Genomic DNA, 14392 nt, shown 5'->3' on the forward strand with positions numbered 1-14392 from the left:
GCCTAACGCCTGAATTAAGCCGCGCCGCGAAGCGGCGTCGGCTTGAATGAATTGTTAGGTGCTAATCGAGATTCACAAATGAAAGATTTCTCTCCACAATGTTGCCGTTTGCATACATGGATATCAATCTCACGGATCCTGCCTTGACAGGGGTAACAGTGTGTTGCGTTGGTCCAAAGCTGAAGGTAATGCCGTTGTCAGACTCCACATATGAGTTGTCACCGGCCATGTCTGAACCTTCAAGCAATTGCCGAGAAATCTCTTCGCCTGTAGCAGGTGAAATTACCAATGCAATCTTCTTTCCAGGGAAAACTCTCATGTATAGCCTGTAAGGCTCAGTAGATGCATTGGGAGAATTGAGCGCGAATGGCTCTGATTGATACAGGCCGACTCGTACTTCAATTTCCGAACTGCAGCTCTGGCAGAAGTTTCGCTCGGTTTTGCTCACCGACCAAATCTTCTCGCGGTTGTCATAACGAAAGCAGACATCGCTACCAGGAAAGTCGTTGAAGCTGAAGTTGATGGTCTGAGTGATCAAACCGTCAACCATGAATGTTGCACTGTGTTGTTTCGCTGACTTGAGAACAGCAGCGGAGGCGAACGTACCTGGACGCAGAGCATCCAATTCGTATCCATTGTTGAACGACACGCCATGCATCTCCCCCACCTTGCTAGGCATGCCGCCGCTTATGCAGGCCAAAGCCTCATCTCCCATGATCGGTCTCGACCCGTATGCCGAAAACGCGAGGAAACTCATAATTAACAGTGCGGATGTTCTCATGGCACCTAACACCTGAATTAAGCCGACTTGGCCGCGCTAGCGGACAAGTTCGGCTTGAATGAACTGTTAGACCGCATGCGCTACTCCTTACGCGGCGACTTATTTGTGGCAAGTACGAGCTTGCCAAACCCATATGCGAATAGTCCGAACAGGCCGACCGCAGCACCTACGATCTTGGAAAGGTCTCGGGCCGTTTGGTCTGGCGCAAGGAGAAATGACCAAGCTAGAACAAGCAGAGCTATGACTAGCAGCGCACGTCCGATAGAAACGGGCATCGAGGAGAACTGCTTCGCTTGGTTCAGTGAGTTGTTGGCTTGGCCATCCATGATCTCTCCTGCGGTCTAACGCTCAAGTTAAGCCGAATTGCAGCGCGTAGCTGGCAACATGGCAAGTTCTTCCTGCCATGTTGACGGCGTAGCGATGCAATTTCGGCTTGAACGCAATGTTAGGCGGCAGGCGATGGCATTACTGGCCATAGCGGGCCACCAGTGCGTTCTTTGCCGCCGCGACTTGATCAGCATAGTCCGCATCGAATGGTGCAGTGAGCTGTTCCTCTAGGCGCGCCAGAACAACGCTGAGTGCGTGTGCTTCGGCAGGATCCGACGAGGAACTCAGCATGCCAGAGGACAAAAGCTCGAAAAGCACCAGGGCTTCATCGTCCTCAAGCTGCACTTGAATAGCCATGTGGTGTCCTTTGCCGCCTAACACCAAGTAGACCCCATATCCGGGGAATAGCCAGAGTATTCCGCTGCCTATCGAGTGCAGTCAAATTGCCAAGTCCCTGATCTCAGGGAGTTCCCACCCATTCGCCAGCGGATGGTCCCGCGCGGCCTGCCTGAATCAGGCTGGAGGGCGATTATTCCCCGGAAATGCTTGGTAGCTCGGCCGTTGGGTCGGCGGACGAGGGCCGGGGACGAGGCGGTCCGTATCAGCGCATCGGCACGGGACGCAGGCAATCCGGACACCTGTGGTCGGATCGGCGGGGCGCTGGATGGAGAGATGATCGCGCTGCGGAACACACGCAGCGAAGACCCTGGTGCCGGAGGTGGGACTCGAACCCACACGCTTTTGAGGGCGGCGGATTTTGAGTCCGCTGCGTCTACCGATTCCGCCACTCCGGCGCGGGGGCGCAGTATAGCGGATGGGCCGGGGCGGCCCGGCTCAGAGGCCGAGGCCGCCGTGGCGGGCCATCGCCGCGGCGAAGACGAAGATCAGGGCGACCAGGACGAGTTCGATCCGGACGATGGTGCGGATCCGCGCGACGCGGTCCGGCTCCGGCGTCCAGCCGGGCTGCTGGGTGGCCTGGCGGCGCCAGCCGATGAAGGCCAGGGTGGGCAGGATCGAGAGCAGGGCGGCGAGCACGAAGGCGCCGACCTTGGCGTGAAACCAGGGGTTGTGCAGGTAGAAGTCGGCGCCCTTGACGCCCCAGAGCACGCGGGCGAGGCCGGCGAGCAGGAGCAGGCCGGCGGCGGTGCCGTAGCCGCGGTCCACGCCGACCAGGCGGCGCGCGGCGGCGGCATCGATCGGGCGCGCGAGCAGGGCGGACTGGATCGCCAGCATGGCGACCAGGCCGAACAGCAGCAGGTGGTGGGCCGAGGCGAGGAGGAAATCTCGGAACATGGCGGGCACTCCCGTGCAGGCGCCCCATGTTCGCACCCTCAGAGGCCGTCGAGGAACCCCGAGACCGCCGGGCCGAAGCGCTCGAAGTCGACGAGGAAGGCGTCGTGGCCCTGCGGCGACTCCATGCCGATGAAGCGCGCGTCGGCACCACCGGCCGCCAGGCCTTCGGCGATCTCCTCCTGCTGCTCCACCGGGAACAGGATGTCGGTGCGGGCGCCGATGGCCACGGCCTTCTCCAGCCGGATCCCGGCCAGCGCGGCGCGGACGTCGCCGTCGGCGTACTCGGCCAGGTCGAACCAGTCCATCGAGCGGCTGAGGTAGAGGTAGCTGTTGGGGTCGTAGCGGCGCACGAAGCGGCGGGCGTGGCCTTCCAGGTAGCTCTCGACCTGGAACTCGAGGCCGAACGGCTCCTCGTCGGGGCGGTCGGAGTCCAGGCGCACGCGGCCGAAGCGGCCGTCCCATTCCAGCGCCGAGCGGTAGGTGATCACGCCCAGCTTGCGCGCGATGCGCATGCCCGACTCGGGATAGCTGTCCTCGGTGTAGTTGCCTTCGTTCCACTTCGGATCGAGGCGGATCGCCTCGCGCTGCAGCGAGCGCACCGCGATCGAGAACGGCAGGGCGCGGGCGCTGCCGCTGATGTTGACGTGGGCGCGGCTGATGCCCGGGTGCCGGTGCAGCAGGGCGAGCGCGGTCATGCCGCCCATCGAGTTGCCGATCACGCAGGCCAGCCGTTCGATGCCGAGCGCGCGCACCACGTGCGCGGCGCCGTCGGCGACGTCCTCCAGCGACACGTCGGGGAACCGCAGGCGGTAGGGCTCGCCGGTGGCCGGATCGATCGAGGCCGGGCCGGTGGAACCCTTGCAACTGCCGAGCGGATTGACGCAGACGACGAACCAGCGGTTGGTGTCGATCGGCTTGCCGGGGCCGAGCATCGCTTCCCACCAGCCGGGCGTGGGGTCGTCCTCGCGGCTGGCCGCGTGCGCGTCCGGCGACAGGCCGGTGAGGACCAGGACGGCGTTGCCGCGGTCGGCGTCGAGCGTGCCCCAGGTCTCGTAGGCCACGCGGCCGCGCTCGAGCACGCCGCCGCGCTTCATCCGGAACGGGGAGGGCAGGTCGACCCAGCGCGTGCCAGGCGGGATGAACTCGGTCATGCGCCGATTCTAACGGCGGCGGCGCGGGCGCAGCGACACCGGCGGCGGGCGCGGCGGTCGCCGGGGACAAGCGTCGCGGCGGCAATCATCGCGCCCCGGTGCGGCGCGGGATGCCGCATCGCGCCTCAGCGATGCGGCGCGCCGATCACCAGCTCCACCGGCGCGTCCGCCGGCACGCGCACGCGCACGGGCGCGGATTCGAGGTCGCCCTCGCTGCGGTTGGCGCTGCCCGTGGCCGAGATGCGGGCGACGAGCTCGACCTCCTGCAGCGTGGACAGCTTCACCGTGGGCATCGGGCTGTCGCCGTCGTCGAGCACCACGTCCAGCGGCAGGTCGCGCACCGCATGGCGTTCGACCGCCACCGGCATCGGCGGGCCGCCGGCGGCGCGGGCGACCACGAACACCACCGCATCGCCGTCGAGGCGCGCGCGCGCGGCGAAGTCCTCGTCCAGGCGCACGCGCACGCGCAGGCCTTCGGCGGGCGCCGCGGACTGGCCCGTGGTCGCCTGGCCGGCGTCCTGCGCGGGCAGCGGCGGCAGGCCCGCGGCATCGCGGGCGAGGGCGATCTGCTGGCGCAGCGCGTTCGCGGTGGCCGCGTCCACGACCGGCAGCAGTTCCTCCCAGACCGCGGCCGCCTGCGCATCCTCGCCGCGCTGGCGGTGGGCCACGCCGATGAACCAGCGGGCGCGCTGGTTGTCCGGGTCGTGGGCCAGCGCCTGCTGCAGCAGGCCGAGCGCCTGCGCGTCGAACAGGTGGTCGGGGTGGGCCTGGGCGACGGCCTGCGCGGCTTCGACAAGCAGGTCCGGGTCGTCGGGGATGTGCTGCAGCGCGGACAGGTAGGCGTCGCGGGCGCGCTCGCGGTTGCCGAGCGCGGCCTGGGCGCGCGCGAGCAGGCGCCAGCCCTCGGGCTGGGCCGGATCGCGTTCGAGCGTGGCCTCGAGCTCGGCCACCGCCTCTTCCATCGACGGCATCCCTGCCTCGGCCACCTGGACCGCGTCCGGGTCCAGCGCCTGCGGCGTGCCGACGATGCGGTACAGCGACAACGCCATCACCGGCAGCGCCACCAGCACCGCCACGAACAGGCGCGGCGAGCCGCGGCGCAGCGGCCAGGCCACCGCGGCGGCGAGCAGGATCGCGGCCAGCACGATCACCGCGTACAGCACGGCGGGGCTCACCATTCCTGGTCCTCCTCGACCGGCAGCGGCTGGCGGCTGCGGCTGCGCACGATCCTCGCCACCACGATGCCGCCGGCCAGCAGCACCAGCACCGGGCCCAGCCACAGCAGCCAGGTGTGGCCGCCGAAGCGCGGGCGGTAGAGCACGAACTCGCCGTAGCGGTCGACGAGGTAGTCGCGGATCTCGGCGTCGCTGCGGCCCTCGCGCATCAGCTCGAAGACTTCGCGGCGCAGGTCGTGCGCGATCTGGGCGTTGGAATCGGCCAGCGACTGGTTCTGGCACATCACGCAGCGCAGCTCGGCGACCAGGTCGTGGAAGCGGCGGGCCTCGGCTTCGTCGCGGAACTCCAGCGGGGTGGCGTCGCGCACCGCCTGCGCGTGCACGGCGCCGATGGCGAGCGCGACCAGCAGCGCGGCGAGCACGCGCAGGAGCAGGGCGGGGCGGGCGCTCATCGCGGCACCCCGATGGCGTCGAGCGCCGGCAGCAGGTCGCGTTCGAGCACGGTGCCGTCGATCGGGCCGACGTGCTTCCAGCGCACGATGCCCTGCGCATCGACCAGGAAGGTCTCCGGCGCGCCGTAGATGCCCCAGTCGATCGCCTTGCGGCCGTCGTAGTCCACCAACACCAGCCAGTACGGATTGCCGAACTGCTCCAGCCAGCGCATCGCGTCGGCGTGCTCGTCCTTCCAGTTGTAGCCGACCACGCGGATGCGCTTGGTCTCGGCCAGGCGGGTGATCACCGGATGCTCGACCCGGCAGCCCGGGCACCAGCTGCCCCAGACGTTGAGCAGGTAGGGCTGGCCGGCCAGCTCGCGCGACTCGAACAGGCGTCCTGGCTCGTGCAGCACCGGCAGCGAGAACTCCGGCGCCGGCTTGCCGATCAGCGGCGAGGGCAGCGCGGTGCGGTCGGCGCGGTCCGAGACCAGCACCCCGTACAGCAGCAGGCCGACCAGGCCCAGGAACACCGCCGCGATCACCGCGGCCAGGACGGGGCGGTTGCCGGCCATCAGGTGCCTCCTCCCGGCATGGACGGGGCGCCATCGCGTCCGCGCGGGGCCGGCGGGTCGGCGCTGACGCGGCGGAAGCGGCGGTCGAGCGCGGTGACGAACCCGCCCAGCGCCATCAGCAGGGCGCCGGCCCAGACCCAGCGCACGAACGGCTTGATCTGCAGCCGCACCGCCCAGGCCCCGTCGCCCAGCGGCTCGCCGAGCGCGGCGAAGCTGTCGGCGAACAGGCCGGCGTGGATGCCGGCGTCGGTCATGATCTGGCCGCCGCTGGCGTAGGCGCGCTTCTCCGGGTGCAGCATGGCGAGCACGCGCCCGTCGCGCGACACCTGCACCAGGCCGCGGTCTGCGATGTAGTTCGGACCCTGCACGCGCTCGACGCCGTCGAAGCGGAACGCGTAGCGGCCGATGCGCGCGGTGTCGCCGGCCTTCATCGCCACTTCCTGCTGCACGTTCTGCGCCTCGACCAGCAGCGCCCCCACCAGGAACACGGCGATGCCGGCGTGGCCGAGCACCATGCCCAGCATCTCCGGCGTGAACGCGCGTCCGCTGGCGCGCAGCCGGGTCCAGGCGAAGCGCAGCGTGCCCAGGCCGACCCAGACCGAGGCGAACACGCCGGCGGCGGTCTTGAGCGGGCCCTGCGGCGCCATGAAGTACGCGACCACCGCCAGCACCAGCGCCAGTCCCAGCCACGGCATCAGCAGCGCCAGCGGCCTGGAGGGCTGCTCCTGCTGCCAGCGGGTGAGCGGGCCCAGCGGCACCAGCAGCACCAGCGGCGCCATCAGCAGGATGAACAGGGTGCCGAAGTAGGGCGGGCCCACCGACACCTTGCCCAGGTCGAGCGCGTCGGCCAGCAGCGGGTACAGCGTGCCCAGCAGCACCATCGCGCAGGCCGCGGCCAGCAGCAGGTTGTTGACCAGCAGCAGCGTCTCGCGCGAGGCCGCGGCGAATGGCCGTCCCTGCGGCAGGCCGGGCGCGCGCAGGACGTACAGCGCCAGCGCGCCGCCGATCACCAGGGCCAGGAAGGTGAGGATGAACAGGCCGCGGCCCGGGTCGGCGGCGAACGAGTGCACGCTGGTCAGCACGCCCGAGCGCACCAGGAACGCGCCCAGCAGCGACAGCGAGAACGCGGCGATCGCCAGCAGCAGGGTCCAGCCGCCGAAACTGCCGCGCTTCTCGGTCACGGCCTGCGAATGGATCAGCGCCGCGCCCACCAGCCAGGGCATGAAGCTGGCGTTCTCCACCGGGTCCCAGAACCACCAGCCGCCCCAGCCCAGCTCGTAGTACGCCCACCAGGAGCCGAGCATGATGCCGAGGGTGAGGAAGCCCCAGGCGACGTTGGTCCAGGGGCGCGTCCAGCGCAGCCAGCGCGCATCCACCTGGCCCTCGAGCAGGGCCGCGATCGCGAACGCGAACGGCACCACGAAGCCGATGTAGCCCACGTACAGCATCGGCGGATGGATGATCATCCCCGGGTCCTGCAGCAGCGGGTTGAGGTCGTGGCCCTCGGCCGCGGCCGGCAGCAGGCGCTCGAACGGATTCGAGGTGAAGACCAGGAACGACAGGAAGCCGATCGCGACCAGGCCGATCACGCCCAGCACGCGCGCCATCACCGGGTCCGGCAGCCGGCGCGACCACGAGGCCACCGCCGCGTTCCAGATCCCGAGCATCAGCGCCCACAGCAGCATCGAGCCTTCGTGCGCGCCCCACACCGCGGTGTAGCGGTACACCATCGGCAGCAGGCTGTTGGAATTGTCGGCGACGTACTTGACCGAGAAGTCCTGCTGCACGAACGCCGCGGTCAGCGCGGCGTACGCGCAGGCCAGCAGCGCCAGCTGCGCGAACGCGGCCGGGCGCGCGACCGCCATCCACGCCGCGCGGTTGCCGGCCGCGCCGGCCAGCGGGAACAGCGCCTGCAGCAGCGCCGCGAGCAGCGCCAGCAGCAGCGCGGCCTGGCCGAGCTCAGGCAGCATGGGGCGCGACCGGTCGTGCGCGGCACGGATGCCGCGCGGCGTAGAGCGGGGCCGTCACTGCGTCGCCTCCGCGGGCGGCGCGTCGTCGACGTTGTGCCTGGCGTGGGCCAGGCCCATCTTGTCGGCCACTTCCTTCGGCACGTAGGTCTCGTCGTGCTTGGCCAGCACGTCCTCGGCCACGAACACGCCGTCGCGCATGCGCCCGGTGGCGACCACGGCCTGGCCCTCGCGGAACAGGTCGGGCAGGATCCGGTCGTACACGACTTCCAGCTCGGCGTCGCCGTCGGTGACGCGGAAGCGCGCCTCCAGCGAGCCTTCCTCGCGCCGGAACGAATCGGTCGCGACCATGCCGCCGAGGCGGAAGCGGGCTTCGCCCGACGACACCGCCTCCCCGGCCGTGCCCGAGAGCACTTCGTTGGGGGTGTAGAGATAGGCGATGTTGCGCTGGAGCGCGGACGCCACCAGGACGGCCGCGACCGCCGCCGCGGCCAGCAGGGCCAGCACGAACCAGAGTCGGCGGCGTCGGGTCGGGTTCATCGTTTCAGTTCCTGTTCCCGGGCCTGGCCGCGCGCGGCCTCGCGCCGCGCCAGCAGCCGCGCCGCGCGCAGCACCTGGGCGATGCGGATGCGCGGGGCCACGAAATCCCACAGCAGCACGGCCGCGAACACGGCGTAGGCGGCCACGACGTAGGCGAGGTAGCTCACGCCGCACCCCCGCCGGCCAGGCGCCTGACCCAGTCCTTGCCGGCCTCGCGGGCCAGGTTGTCGGCGCGGGCGCGCGCCAGCAGCGAGCCGATCGCCCAGAACTTGGTCCCGACCACCATCCAGATCAATGGCGGCAGCATGCTCGCGTCCATCGACGACTCGCCGAACACGCGGATCGTCTGGCCCTGGTGCAGCGAGTTCCACCACACCACCGAGTAACGGATGATCGGCAGCATCACCACGCCGACGATCGCCAGCAGCGAGGCCGCGCGCGCGCCGGCGCGGCGGTCCTCGATCGCGGCGTACAGGCCGATCACGCCGAAGTAGAGGAACAGCAGCACCAGCTGCGAGGTCAGGCGCGGGTCCCAGTCCCACCAGGTGCCCCACATCGGCTTGCCCCAGATGCTGCCGGTGGCCAGGGTGATCGCGGTGAACGCGGCGCCGATCGGCGCGCAGGCCATGGCCAGGATCTCGCACAGCTTGATCCGCCAGATGAGCGCGATCGCGCCGTAGACGGCCATCAGCGCGAACATCGCCAGGCTCATCCAGGCCGAGGGCACGTGGATGTAGAGGATCCGGAAGCTGTCGCCCTGCTGGTAGTCGGGCGGGACCACGAACAGCGCCCCGTACAGCCCCACCGCCATGGTCGCCAGGCCGGCGGCGAACGCCCACGGCGCCCAGCGCGCGGCGAAGCGGTCGAAGTAGGGGGGTGACCCGAGCTGGTGGAACCAGCGCACCACCGGGTGCATGTTGGACATCAGGGCGTCTGCTCGCGGGGAGGGGGCTGTCGGGCCGCCGGAGGGCCCGTCAGGGCGCCGGCATCCCTGGCCAAGTGCCTATTTTTTCAGACATGACCGGCAGGGCCAAGCCCGGGGAGATGGACAGGATGCCCCATGCCGGCCCGCGACGCCCGGCCGTCCGCCCGGCGCGGTCCGGGCAAGGCGGCAGGACCGGCGCGCGCACGGGGGAGACGGGGCGGCCGGGGCAGGGGGAGCCACGGGGAGCCAAGCGCAGGCGCGAAGGGACAGGAAGAGGCAGACCGAACCTGGAGGCGGGAAGCGGCAGCGGAACCTGGAGGAGGCGGGAAGAGGCAGCCGAACCAGGAGAAGGCAGGAGAATGGAGAAAGCAGGAGAAGGTAGGAGCGGCAGGAGGAGGCGGAAGCAGGCCGAGCAGGCGGAGAGGGGTGATCGACAGGGAGCGGGGGCAGAGGAAGTCGATCGATGCGGGGCCGGTCGCGGCTGAAGCCGCTCCTACAACGGTTGCAGCGATTCTGTAGGAGCGGCTTCAGCCGCGACCGAACTTGCCCCGCCAGCGCTACTGCGCCGCGATCCGGATCGCACCGGCCGCTGCGACCGGCGCCAGCACCAGCGCCAGCACCAGCCCGGCCGCCAGCAACAGCAGCCCGCCCGAAGCGTCGTGCCCCTGGGCCGCCTGGGCCACGCTGCCGGCGCCGAACACCAGCACCGGCACGTACAGCGGCAGCGCCAGAAGGGCCAGCAGCACGCCGGCGCGGCGCATGCCCACGGTCAGGGCCGAGACCACCGCGCCGATCAGGCTCAGCAGCGGCGTGCCAAGCGCCAGGGCGGCCAGCAGCACCGGCCACAGCCCGCGCGGCAGGTACATCAGCTCGGCCAGCAGCGGCACCGCCACCAGCAGCGGCACGGCGGTGGTGAGCCAGTGCATCAGGGTCCGCACCAGCACCAGCCAGGCCAGCGGCACCGGCGCCAGCCGCCACTGCTCCAGCGACCCGTCCTCGGCGTCGCCGCGGAACAGGGTGTCGAGCGCCAGCAGCCCCGACAGCAGCACCGCCACCCACAGCACGCCCGGCGCTGCGCGGGCCAGCAGGTCGCGCTCGCTGCCCAGCGCCAGAGCGAACAGCACCACCACCAGGATCGCGAACAGGGCCGGCTGCAGCGCGTCGCCGCGGCGACGCCAGAGCAGGCGCAGGTCGCGCACCACGAGGGCACGGGCAGCGGACGCGAGGGTGGGCGCGCCGTCGCTCATGCGGCTTGCTCCGCCCGGTCCAGCACCAGCAGTCGCGTGCGCACCGGCGGCGCGGCGTAGGCGCCGTGGGTCGTGACCAGGGCCGCGCCGCCGGCGTCGAGGTGGGCACGGACCATGCGGTTGACCAGTTCGATGCCCGGCAGGTCGAGGTTGGCGTAGGGCTCGTCGAGCAGCCACAGCTGGGCCGGCGACAGCCACAGCCGCGCCAGCGCCAGGCGCCGGCGCTGGCCGGCCGACAGGTTGCGCGCCGGGGTGTCCTCGTAGCCGGCCAGCCCGGCGATGCCCAGCGCCTGCACGATGTCCACGCCCGCGCGCCGGCCGAGCAGGCCGCACAGGTATTCGAGGTTCTCCACCGCGCCGAGGTCCGCCTTCAGCCCGGGCAAGTGGCCGAGGTAGGCCACTTGCCCGGCGCGGGCCGCCGCGGCGGCGGCCACGCCGTGCAGGCGCACCTCGCCGGTCGCGCCGTCGAGCAGTCCCGCCAGCGCCCGCAGCAGGGTGGTCTTGCCGGCGCCGTTGCCGCCCTGCACGAGCAGGGCCTCGCCGGCCTCGACGCTGAAGTCCAGTGGGCCGAACAGGGGCACGTCGTCGCGGGCGAAGCCCAGGCCGCGCACGTCGATCAGCGGCGCGGGGGCGGGAGGGGCGTCGGGCATCACGGGCGCTTCGGCCGACGGTCGGCCATCGCGGTCATTGTAGCCAGTCGACGTTGGCGTCGTCGGGGTGCTCGTCCGGACGCGCCGCGTCCATGCGCAGCCGCACCCGTTGCCCCGGGCGCCACCACAGCGACCCGAGCTGTCCGAACCGGCGCGCGAGCGCGTCGAACTCCGGCGCGTCCATGTCCATCACCAGCCAGCTCGGCTCGCGCCAGGTCCGGTTCGGGGCCTGGGCGAAGGCCGGCAGGAACCGGCGCCCGCTGGCCAGCAGGGCGTCGTGCAGGGCGTCGTCGGCGTGGCGGTTCTCCTCGCTGCTGCGTTCGATCGACTGCGGGTTCCAGGCCGAGAGCATCCCGAACGAGGTCGCGTCCGGGTAGGCGAGTTCGAGGCCGGGCGCGGGCAGGCCGACGACGATGTCGTGCCATGAGCCGCCGTGCTGCCACTGGTACTCGGCCCTGAGGTAGGCCTCCAGCAGCGCCGCCACGCGCGCGCCATCGAACCGGTGGTCGGCGTTCTCCATGCGCGCTCAGTGGTACCTGGCAGGGCAGAGGGCGTGCCGCCCGATGGGGTCGCCGCGGCCGCCACGCGCGCAGCCGACCGTGCCGTCCGCGGGCCGGGGGAGCGCCGTGCGAAGCCTGCTCGGGGTCAACATCCCGACAGGTGTAACCCATCGGAACCGGATCGTAAACTGCCGGTCCCCATGCCCCTGCCCGAGACGACATGACCCAGTCCAAGCTGCCGAAGGTCGGCACCACCATCTTCACCGTGATGTCGCAGCTGGCGCAGGAGCACGGCGCGGTGAACCTGGGGCAGGGCTTCCCGGATTTCCCGGTCCCGGCGGAGCTGGTGGCGGCGCTCGACCAGGCCATGCGCGACGGCCACCACCAGTACGCGCCGATGACCGGCGTGCCGGCGCTGCGCCAGGCGATCGCCGACAAGACCGGGCGCGTCTACGGGCACCGTCCCGACCCCGACGCCGAGGTCACGGTGACCAGCGGGGCGACCGAGGCGATCTTCAACGCGGTGCACGCGGTGGTGCGCGCGGGCGAGGAGGTGGTGGTGCTCGACCCGTGCTACGACAGCTACGAGCCGGCCATCGACCTGGCCGGTGCGCGCGCGGTGCACGTGCCGCTGGACCCGGCGACCTTCGCCCCCGACTGGCAGCGCGTGCGCGAGGCGATCACGCCGCGCACCCGGATGCTGATCGTCAACAGCCCGCACAACCCGTCCGGGGCGATGTTCTCGGAAGCCGACCTGCGCGCCCTCGCGTCGATCGTCGCCGACACCGGCGTGTTCCTGCTCTCGGACGAGGTCTACGAGCACATCGTGTTCGACGGCCGCCGGCACGAGTCGGTGCTGCGCTACCCGGCGCTGCGCGAGCGCGCCTTCGTGGTATCGAGCTTCGGCAAGACCTACCACTGCACCGGCTGGAAGATCGGCTACTGCATCGCACCGCCGGCGCTGTCGGCCGAGTTCCGCAAGGTGCACCAGTACAACGTCTTCAGCACCTTCACCCCGGGCCAGCACGCGTTCGCCACGATGCTTCAGGCGCACCCGGAGCATTACGAGCAGCTGGGCGCGTTCTACCAGGCCAAGCGCGACCGCTTCCGCGAACAGCTCGCGACCACGCGGCTGCGCCCCCTGCCGGTGCCCGGCGGCTATTTCCAGCTGGTCGACTACTCGGAGGTGAGCGACCTGGACGACGCCGCGTTCTGCCGCTGGCTCACGATCGAGAAGGGCGTGGCCGCGATCCCGCTGTCGCCGTTCTACGATGCGCCGCCGGCCGGGCAGCGACTGGCGCGGCTGTGCTTCGCCAAGCACGAGGCCACCCTGGACAAGGCGATCGAACGCCTGCAAAGGCTCTAGCGCCCGCAGGGGGTCCGGGTCGCGGCTACCCCTTCCGTTGGCCATGGGCTAGGCTCATGGCCATGGACAACAGACTGCGCATCTCCCTCGTCCAGGGCGCCACGCGCTGGCACGACCCCGAAGGCAACCGGGAGTACTACGGCGGGCTGATCGCCCCCCTGGCCGGCACCACCGACGTGGTGCTGCTGCCGGAAACGTTCACCAGCGGCTTCTCCAACGACGCCATCGAACGGGCCGAGACCATGGACGGCCCGACCGTGGACTGGATGCGCGAGCAGGCGCGCAGGCTCGACGCGGCGATCTGCGGCAGCGTCCAGCTGCGCGTCGACGGCAAGGTGTACAACCGCCTGCTGTGGGCCACGCCCGACGGCGAACTGCGGCACTACGACAAGCGCCACCTGTTCCGCTACGCCCGCGAGCACGAACGCTATGCGCCGGGGCGCGACCGGCTGACCCTGGAATGGCGCGGCTGGCGGATCTGCCCCATGGTCTGCTACGACCTGCGCTTCCCGGTGTTCTCGCGCAACCGCTTCGGCGTCGAGCGCCCGGATGCGCTGGACTACGACCTGCTGATCTACATCGCCAACTGGCCGGCGCCGCGCGCACAGGCCTGGAAGACCCTGCTGCGGGCGCGGGCGATCGAGAACCTGTGCTACGTCGCCGGCCTCAACCGGGTCGGCGAGGACGGCAACGGCCTGCCGTACTCCGGCGACAGCGCGGTGATCGACTTCCTCGGCAACCCGGCCAGCGAATGCGCCGACGCCGAGGTGGTCTCGACCACGACCCTGCAGTGGGCGCCGCTGGCCGCGCACCGGGAACACTTCCCGGCGATGCTCGACGCGGACGCGTTCGAACTGCGCTGACCGGTGGCGGCGGCGCCGGCGCTCAGCCCGGCGCGCGCTCGCCCAGGATCTGGCTCACCGACTGCGCCAGCACCACGATCCTGCCGGCCTCGTTGCGGGCCTCGGCGTGGATGTGCAGCGTGTTGCGGGTGCGTTCGACCAGCCACGCGCGGCAGGTGATGCTGGCATCGTTCGAGGTCACAGGCCGCAGGTACTGGGCATCGAGGCTGGCGGTGGCGCTGGGCGGCGCGATCAGGAACGAGAACGGGCCGATGGTGTTGTCGAGCGCGGCGACGATGAAGCCGCCCTGCATGTTGCCCAGCGGGTTGCGGTAGCGCGGCAGCACCGGGAAGCGCATGGTCAGGGCGCGGCCATCCTCGTACTCGACCACTTCGCCCTGCATGTCGAGCAGGCACGGCGGCGGCACGAGCGCGTGCACCGGTTCGGGAAGCCGGGCGCGGATCAGGGCGGCGAGGTCGGGCGGGGCGGAAGGCATCTCGTTGCTCGCGCGAAGGAGGGGCCACGGATGGTAAGCCCCGCGCGGGGTTCGGACGATTCCTACCCGCGGACGCCGGCCGCGCCGATGGCAGCCGGACCGCGCAGGGAGCCACCGTGGTCCGGA

The 14392-nt window shown here is 70.5% G+C and carries 17 protein-coding genes and 1 tRNA gene; 2 read left to right on the top strand and 16 right to left on the bottom strand.

What is annotated here, in order from left to right; translation table 11 throughout:
• Positions 1 to 61: 61 nt before the first annotated feature.
• From LUTJ29_RS18755 to LUTJ29_RS17805, 15 genes are all read right to left on the bottom strand, one after another.
• Positions 62 to 757: a hypothetical protein gene (locus LUTJ29_RS18755; RefSeq protein ID WP_198012640.1), complete on the bottom strand. Its 696-nt coding sequence runs from the start codon at positions 755 to 757 to the stop codon at positions 62 to 64.
• A gap of 489 nt (positions 758 to 1246) precedes the next feature.
• A complete protein-coding gene (locus LUTJ29_RS18760; protein WP_156911586.1) occupies positions 1247 to 1465 on the bottom strand; it encodes a hypothetical protein in 219 nt (72 codons plus the stop codon).
• Positions 1466 to 1815: 350 nt separating this feature from the next.
• Positions 1816 to 1902: transfer RNA gene (locus LUTJ29_RS0114955), tRNA-Leu, on the bottom strand.
• Between the two features lie 40 nt (positions 1903 to 1942).
• Entirely contained in the window at positions 1943 to 2401 is a 459-nt protein-coding gene (locus LUTJ29_RS0114960; RefSeq protein WP_027073211.1) for a DUF2214 family protein, read from the bottom strand.
• Positions 2402 to 2439: 38 nt separating this feature from the next.
• Positions 2440 to 3552, bottom strand: a complete 1113-nt coding sequence (locus LUTJ29_RS0114965) for a homoserine O-acetyltransferase (protein WP_027073212.1) — start codon at positions 3550 to 3552, stop codon at positions 2440 to 2442.
• A 125-nt stretch (positions 3553 to 3677) separates the two neighbouring features.
• Positions 3678 to 4730 (bottom strand): tetratricopeptide repeat protein, encoded by a 1053-nt coding sequence (locus tag LUTJ29_RS0114970; RefSeq protein WP_027073213.1) that lies wholly within the window; start codon positions 4728 to 4730, stop codon positions 3678 to 3680.
• Complete coding sequence (locus tag LUTJ29_RS0114975; protein WP_027073214.1) at positions 4724 to 5179, bottom strand: cytochrome c-type biogenesis protein; 456 nt, start codon at positions 5177 to 5179, stop codon at positions 4724 to 4726. The genes LUTJ29_RS0114970 and LUTJ29_RS0114975 overlap by 7 nt, the downstream gene beginning before the upstream one ends.
• Positions 5176 to 5733, bottom strand: a complete 558-nt coding sequence (locus LUTJ29_RS0114980; RefSeq protein ID WP_027073215.1) for a DsbE family thiol:disulfide interchange protein — start codon at positions 5731 to 5733, stop codon at positions 5176 to 5178. The genes LUTJ29_RS0114975 and LUTJ29_RS0114980 overlap by 4 nt, the downstream gene beginning before the upstream one ends.
• Positions 5733 to 7703, bottom strand: coding sequence for a heme lyase CcmF/NrfE family subunit (locus LUTJ29_RS17800; RefSeq protein ID WP_051323077.1), 1971 nt, complete (start codon positions 7701 to 7703; stop codon positions 5733 to 5735). Before LUTJ29_RS17800 ends, LUTJ29_RS0114980 begins: the two co-directional genes overlap by 1 nt.
• 54 nt (positions 7704 to 7757) lie before the next feature.
• On the bottom strand, positions 7758 to 8240 hold the full coding sequence (ccmE, locus tag LUTJ29_RS0114990) for a cytochrome c maturation protein CcmE (protein ID WP_027073216.1): 483 nt from the start codon (positions 8238 to 8240) through the stop codon (positions 7758 to 7760).
• A complete protein-coding gene (gene ccmD / locus LUTJ29_RS0114995) occupies positions 8237 to 8407 on the bottom strand; it encodes a heme exporter protein CcmD (protein WP_027073217.1) in 171 nt (56 codons plus the stop codon). Before ccmD ends, ccmE begins: the two co-directional genes overlap by 4 nt.
• A complete protein-coding gene (locus tag LUTJ29_RS0115000; RefSeq protein WP_027073218.1) occupies positions 8404 to 9156 on the bottom strand; it encodes a heme ABC transporter permease in 753 nt (250 codons plus the stop codon). Before LUTJ29_RS0115000 ends, ccmD begins: the two co-directional genes overlap by 4 nt.
• A 566-nt stretch (positions 9157 to 9722) precedes the next feature.
• Entirely contained in the window at positions 9723 to 10412 is a 690-nt protein-coding gene (gene ccmB, locus LUTJ29_RS0115005) for a heme exporter protein CcmB (protein ID WP_027073219.1), read from the bottom strand.
• The gene (gene ccmA / locus LUTJ29_RS0115010) at positions 10409 to 11062 is read right to left on the bottom strand and encodes a heme ABC exporter ATP-binding protein CcmA (protein ID WP_027073220.1); all 654 of its coding nucleotides are present in this window, start codon (positions 11060 to 11062) and stop codon (positions 10409 to 10411) included. The genes ccmB and ccmA overlap by 4 nt, the downstream gene beginning before the upstream one ends.
• 34 nt (positions 11063 to 11096) lie before the next feature.
• Complete coding sequence (locus LUTJ29_RS17805) at positions 11097 to 11582, bottom strand: DUF3293 domain-containing protein (protein ID WP_043741768.1); 486 nt, start codon at positions 11580 to 11582, stop codon at positions 11097 to 11099.
• Between the two features lie 200 nt (positions 11583 to 11782).
• Between LUTJ29_RS17805 and LUTJ29_RS0115020 the strand changes: the two genes are divergently transcribed.
• Together LUTJ29_RS0115020 and LUTJ29_RS0115025 are read left to right on the top strand one after the other, a co-directional pair.
• Positions 11783 to 12928 (top strand): pyridoxal phosphate-dependent aminotransferase, encoded by a 1146-nt coding sequence (locus tag LUTJ29_RS0115020; protein WP_027073221.1) that lies wholly within the window; start codon positions 11783 to 11785, stop codon positions 12926 to 12928.
• A gap of 62 nt (positions 12929 to 12990) precedes the next feature.
• Positions 12991 to 13791: an amidohydrolase gene (locus tag LUTJ29_RS0115025; RefSeq protein ID WP_043741793.1), complete on the top strand. Its 801-nt coding sequence runs from the start codon at positions 12991 to 12993 to the stop codon at positions 13789 to 13791.
• Positions 13792 to 13813: 22 nt separating this feature from the next.
• Here LUTJ29_RS0115025 and LUTJ29_RS17810 read toward each other — a convergent pair whose 3' ends face one another.
• Positions 13814 to 14266: a PaaI family thioesterase gene (locus LUTJ29_RS17810; RefSeq protein WP_051323078.1), complete on the bottom strand. Its 453-nt coding sequence runs from the start codon at positions 14264 to 14266 to the stop codon at positions 13814 to 13816.
• Positions 14267 to 14392: the final 126 nt, after the last annotated feature.

The organism is Luteimonas sp. J29 (genome assembly GCF_000472505.1).
In the GTDB taxonomy this organism is placed as follows: domain Bacteria; phylum Pseudomonadota; class Gammaproteobacteria; order Xanthomonadales; family Xanthomonadaceae; genus Luteimonas.

Bases quoted from the DNA above. Each gene is read 5' to 3' on its own strand.
- LUTJ29_RS18755 (WP_198012640.1), bottom strand. From the start codon at position 757: ATGAGTTTCCTCGCGTTTTCGGCATACGGGTCGAGACCGATCATGGGA.
- LUTJ29_RS18760 (WP_156911586.1), bottom strand. From the start codon at position 1,465: ATGGCTATTCAAGTGCAGCTTGAGGACGATGAAGCCCTGGTGCTTTTC.
- LUTJ29_RS0114960 (WP_027073211.1), bottom strand. From the start codon at position 2,401: ATGTTCCGAGATTTCCTCCTCGCCTCGGCCCACCACCTGCTGCTGTTC.
- LUTJ29_RS0114965 (WP_027073212.1), bottom strand. From the start codon at position 3,552: ATGACCGAGTTCATCCCGCCTGGCACGCGCTGGGTCGACCTGCCCTCC.
- LUTJ29_RS0114970 (WP_027073213.1), bottom strand. From the start codon at position 4,730: ATGGTGAGCCCCGCCGTGCTGTACGCGGTGATCGTGCTGGCCGCGATC.
- LUTJ29_RS0114975 (WP_027073214.1), bottom strand. From the start codon at position 5,179: ATGAGCGCCCGCCCCGCCCTGCTCCTGCGCGTGCTCGCCGCGCTGCTG.
- LUTJ29_RS0114980 (WP_027073215.1), bottom strand. From the start codon at position 5,733: ATGGCCGGCAACCGCCCCGTCCTGGCCGCGGTGATCGCGGCGGTGTTC.
- LUTJ29_RS17800 (WP_051323077.1), bottom strand. From the start codon at position 7,703: ATGCTGCCTGAGCTCGGCCAGGCCGCGCTGCTGCTGGCGCTGCTCGCG.
- ccmE (WP_027073216.1), bottom strand. From the start codon at position 8,240: ATGAACCCGACCCGACGCCGCCGACTCTGGTTCGTGCTGGCCCTGCTG.
- LUTJ29_RS0115000 (WP_027073218.1), bottom strand. From the start codon at position 9,156: ATGCACCCGGTGGTGCGCTGGTTCCACCAGCTCGGGTCACCCCCCTAC.
- ccmB (WP_027073219.1), bottom strand. From the start codon at position 10,412: ATGAGCGACGGCGCGCCCACCCTCGCGTCCGCTGCCCGTGCCCTCGTG.
- ccmA (WP_027073220.1), bottom strand. From the start codon at position 11,062: ATGCCCGACGCCCCTCCCGCCCCCGCGCCGCTGATCGACGTGCGCGGC.
- LUTJ29_RS17805 (WP_043741768.1), bottom strand. From the start codon at position 11,582: ATGGAGAACGCCGACCACCGGTTCGATGGCGCGCGCGTGGCGGCGCTG.
- LUTJ29_RS0115020 (WP_027073221.1), top strand. From the start codon at position 11,783: ATGACCCAGTCCAAGCTGCCGAAGGTCGGCACCACCATCTTCACCGTG.
- LUTJ29_RS0115025 (WP_043741793.1), top strand. From the start codon at position 12,991: ATGGACAACAGACTGCGCATCTCCCTCGTCCAGGGCGCCACGCGCTGG.
- LUTJ29_RS17810 (WP_051323078.1), bottom strand. From the start codon at position 14,266: ATGCCTTCCGCCCCGCCCGACCTCGCCGCCCTGATCCGCGCCCGGCTT.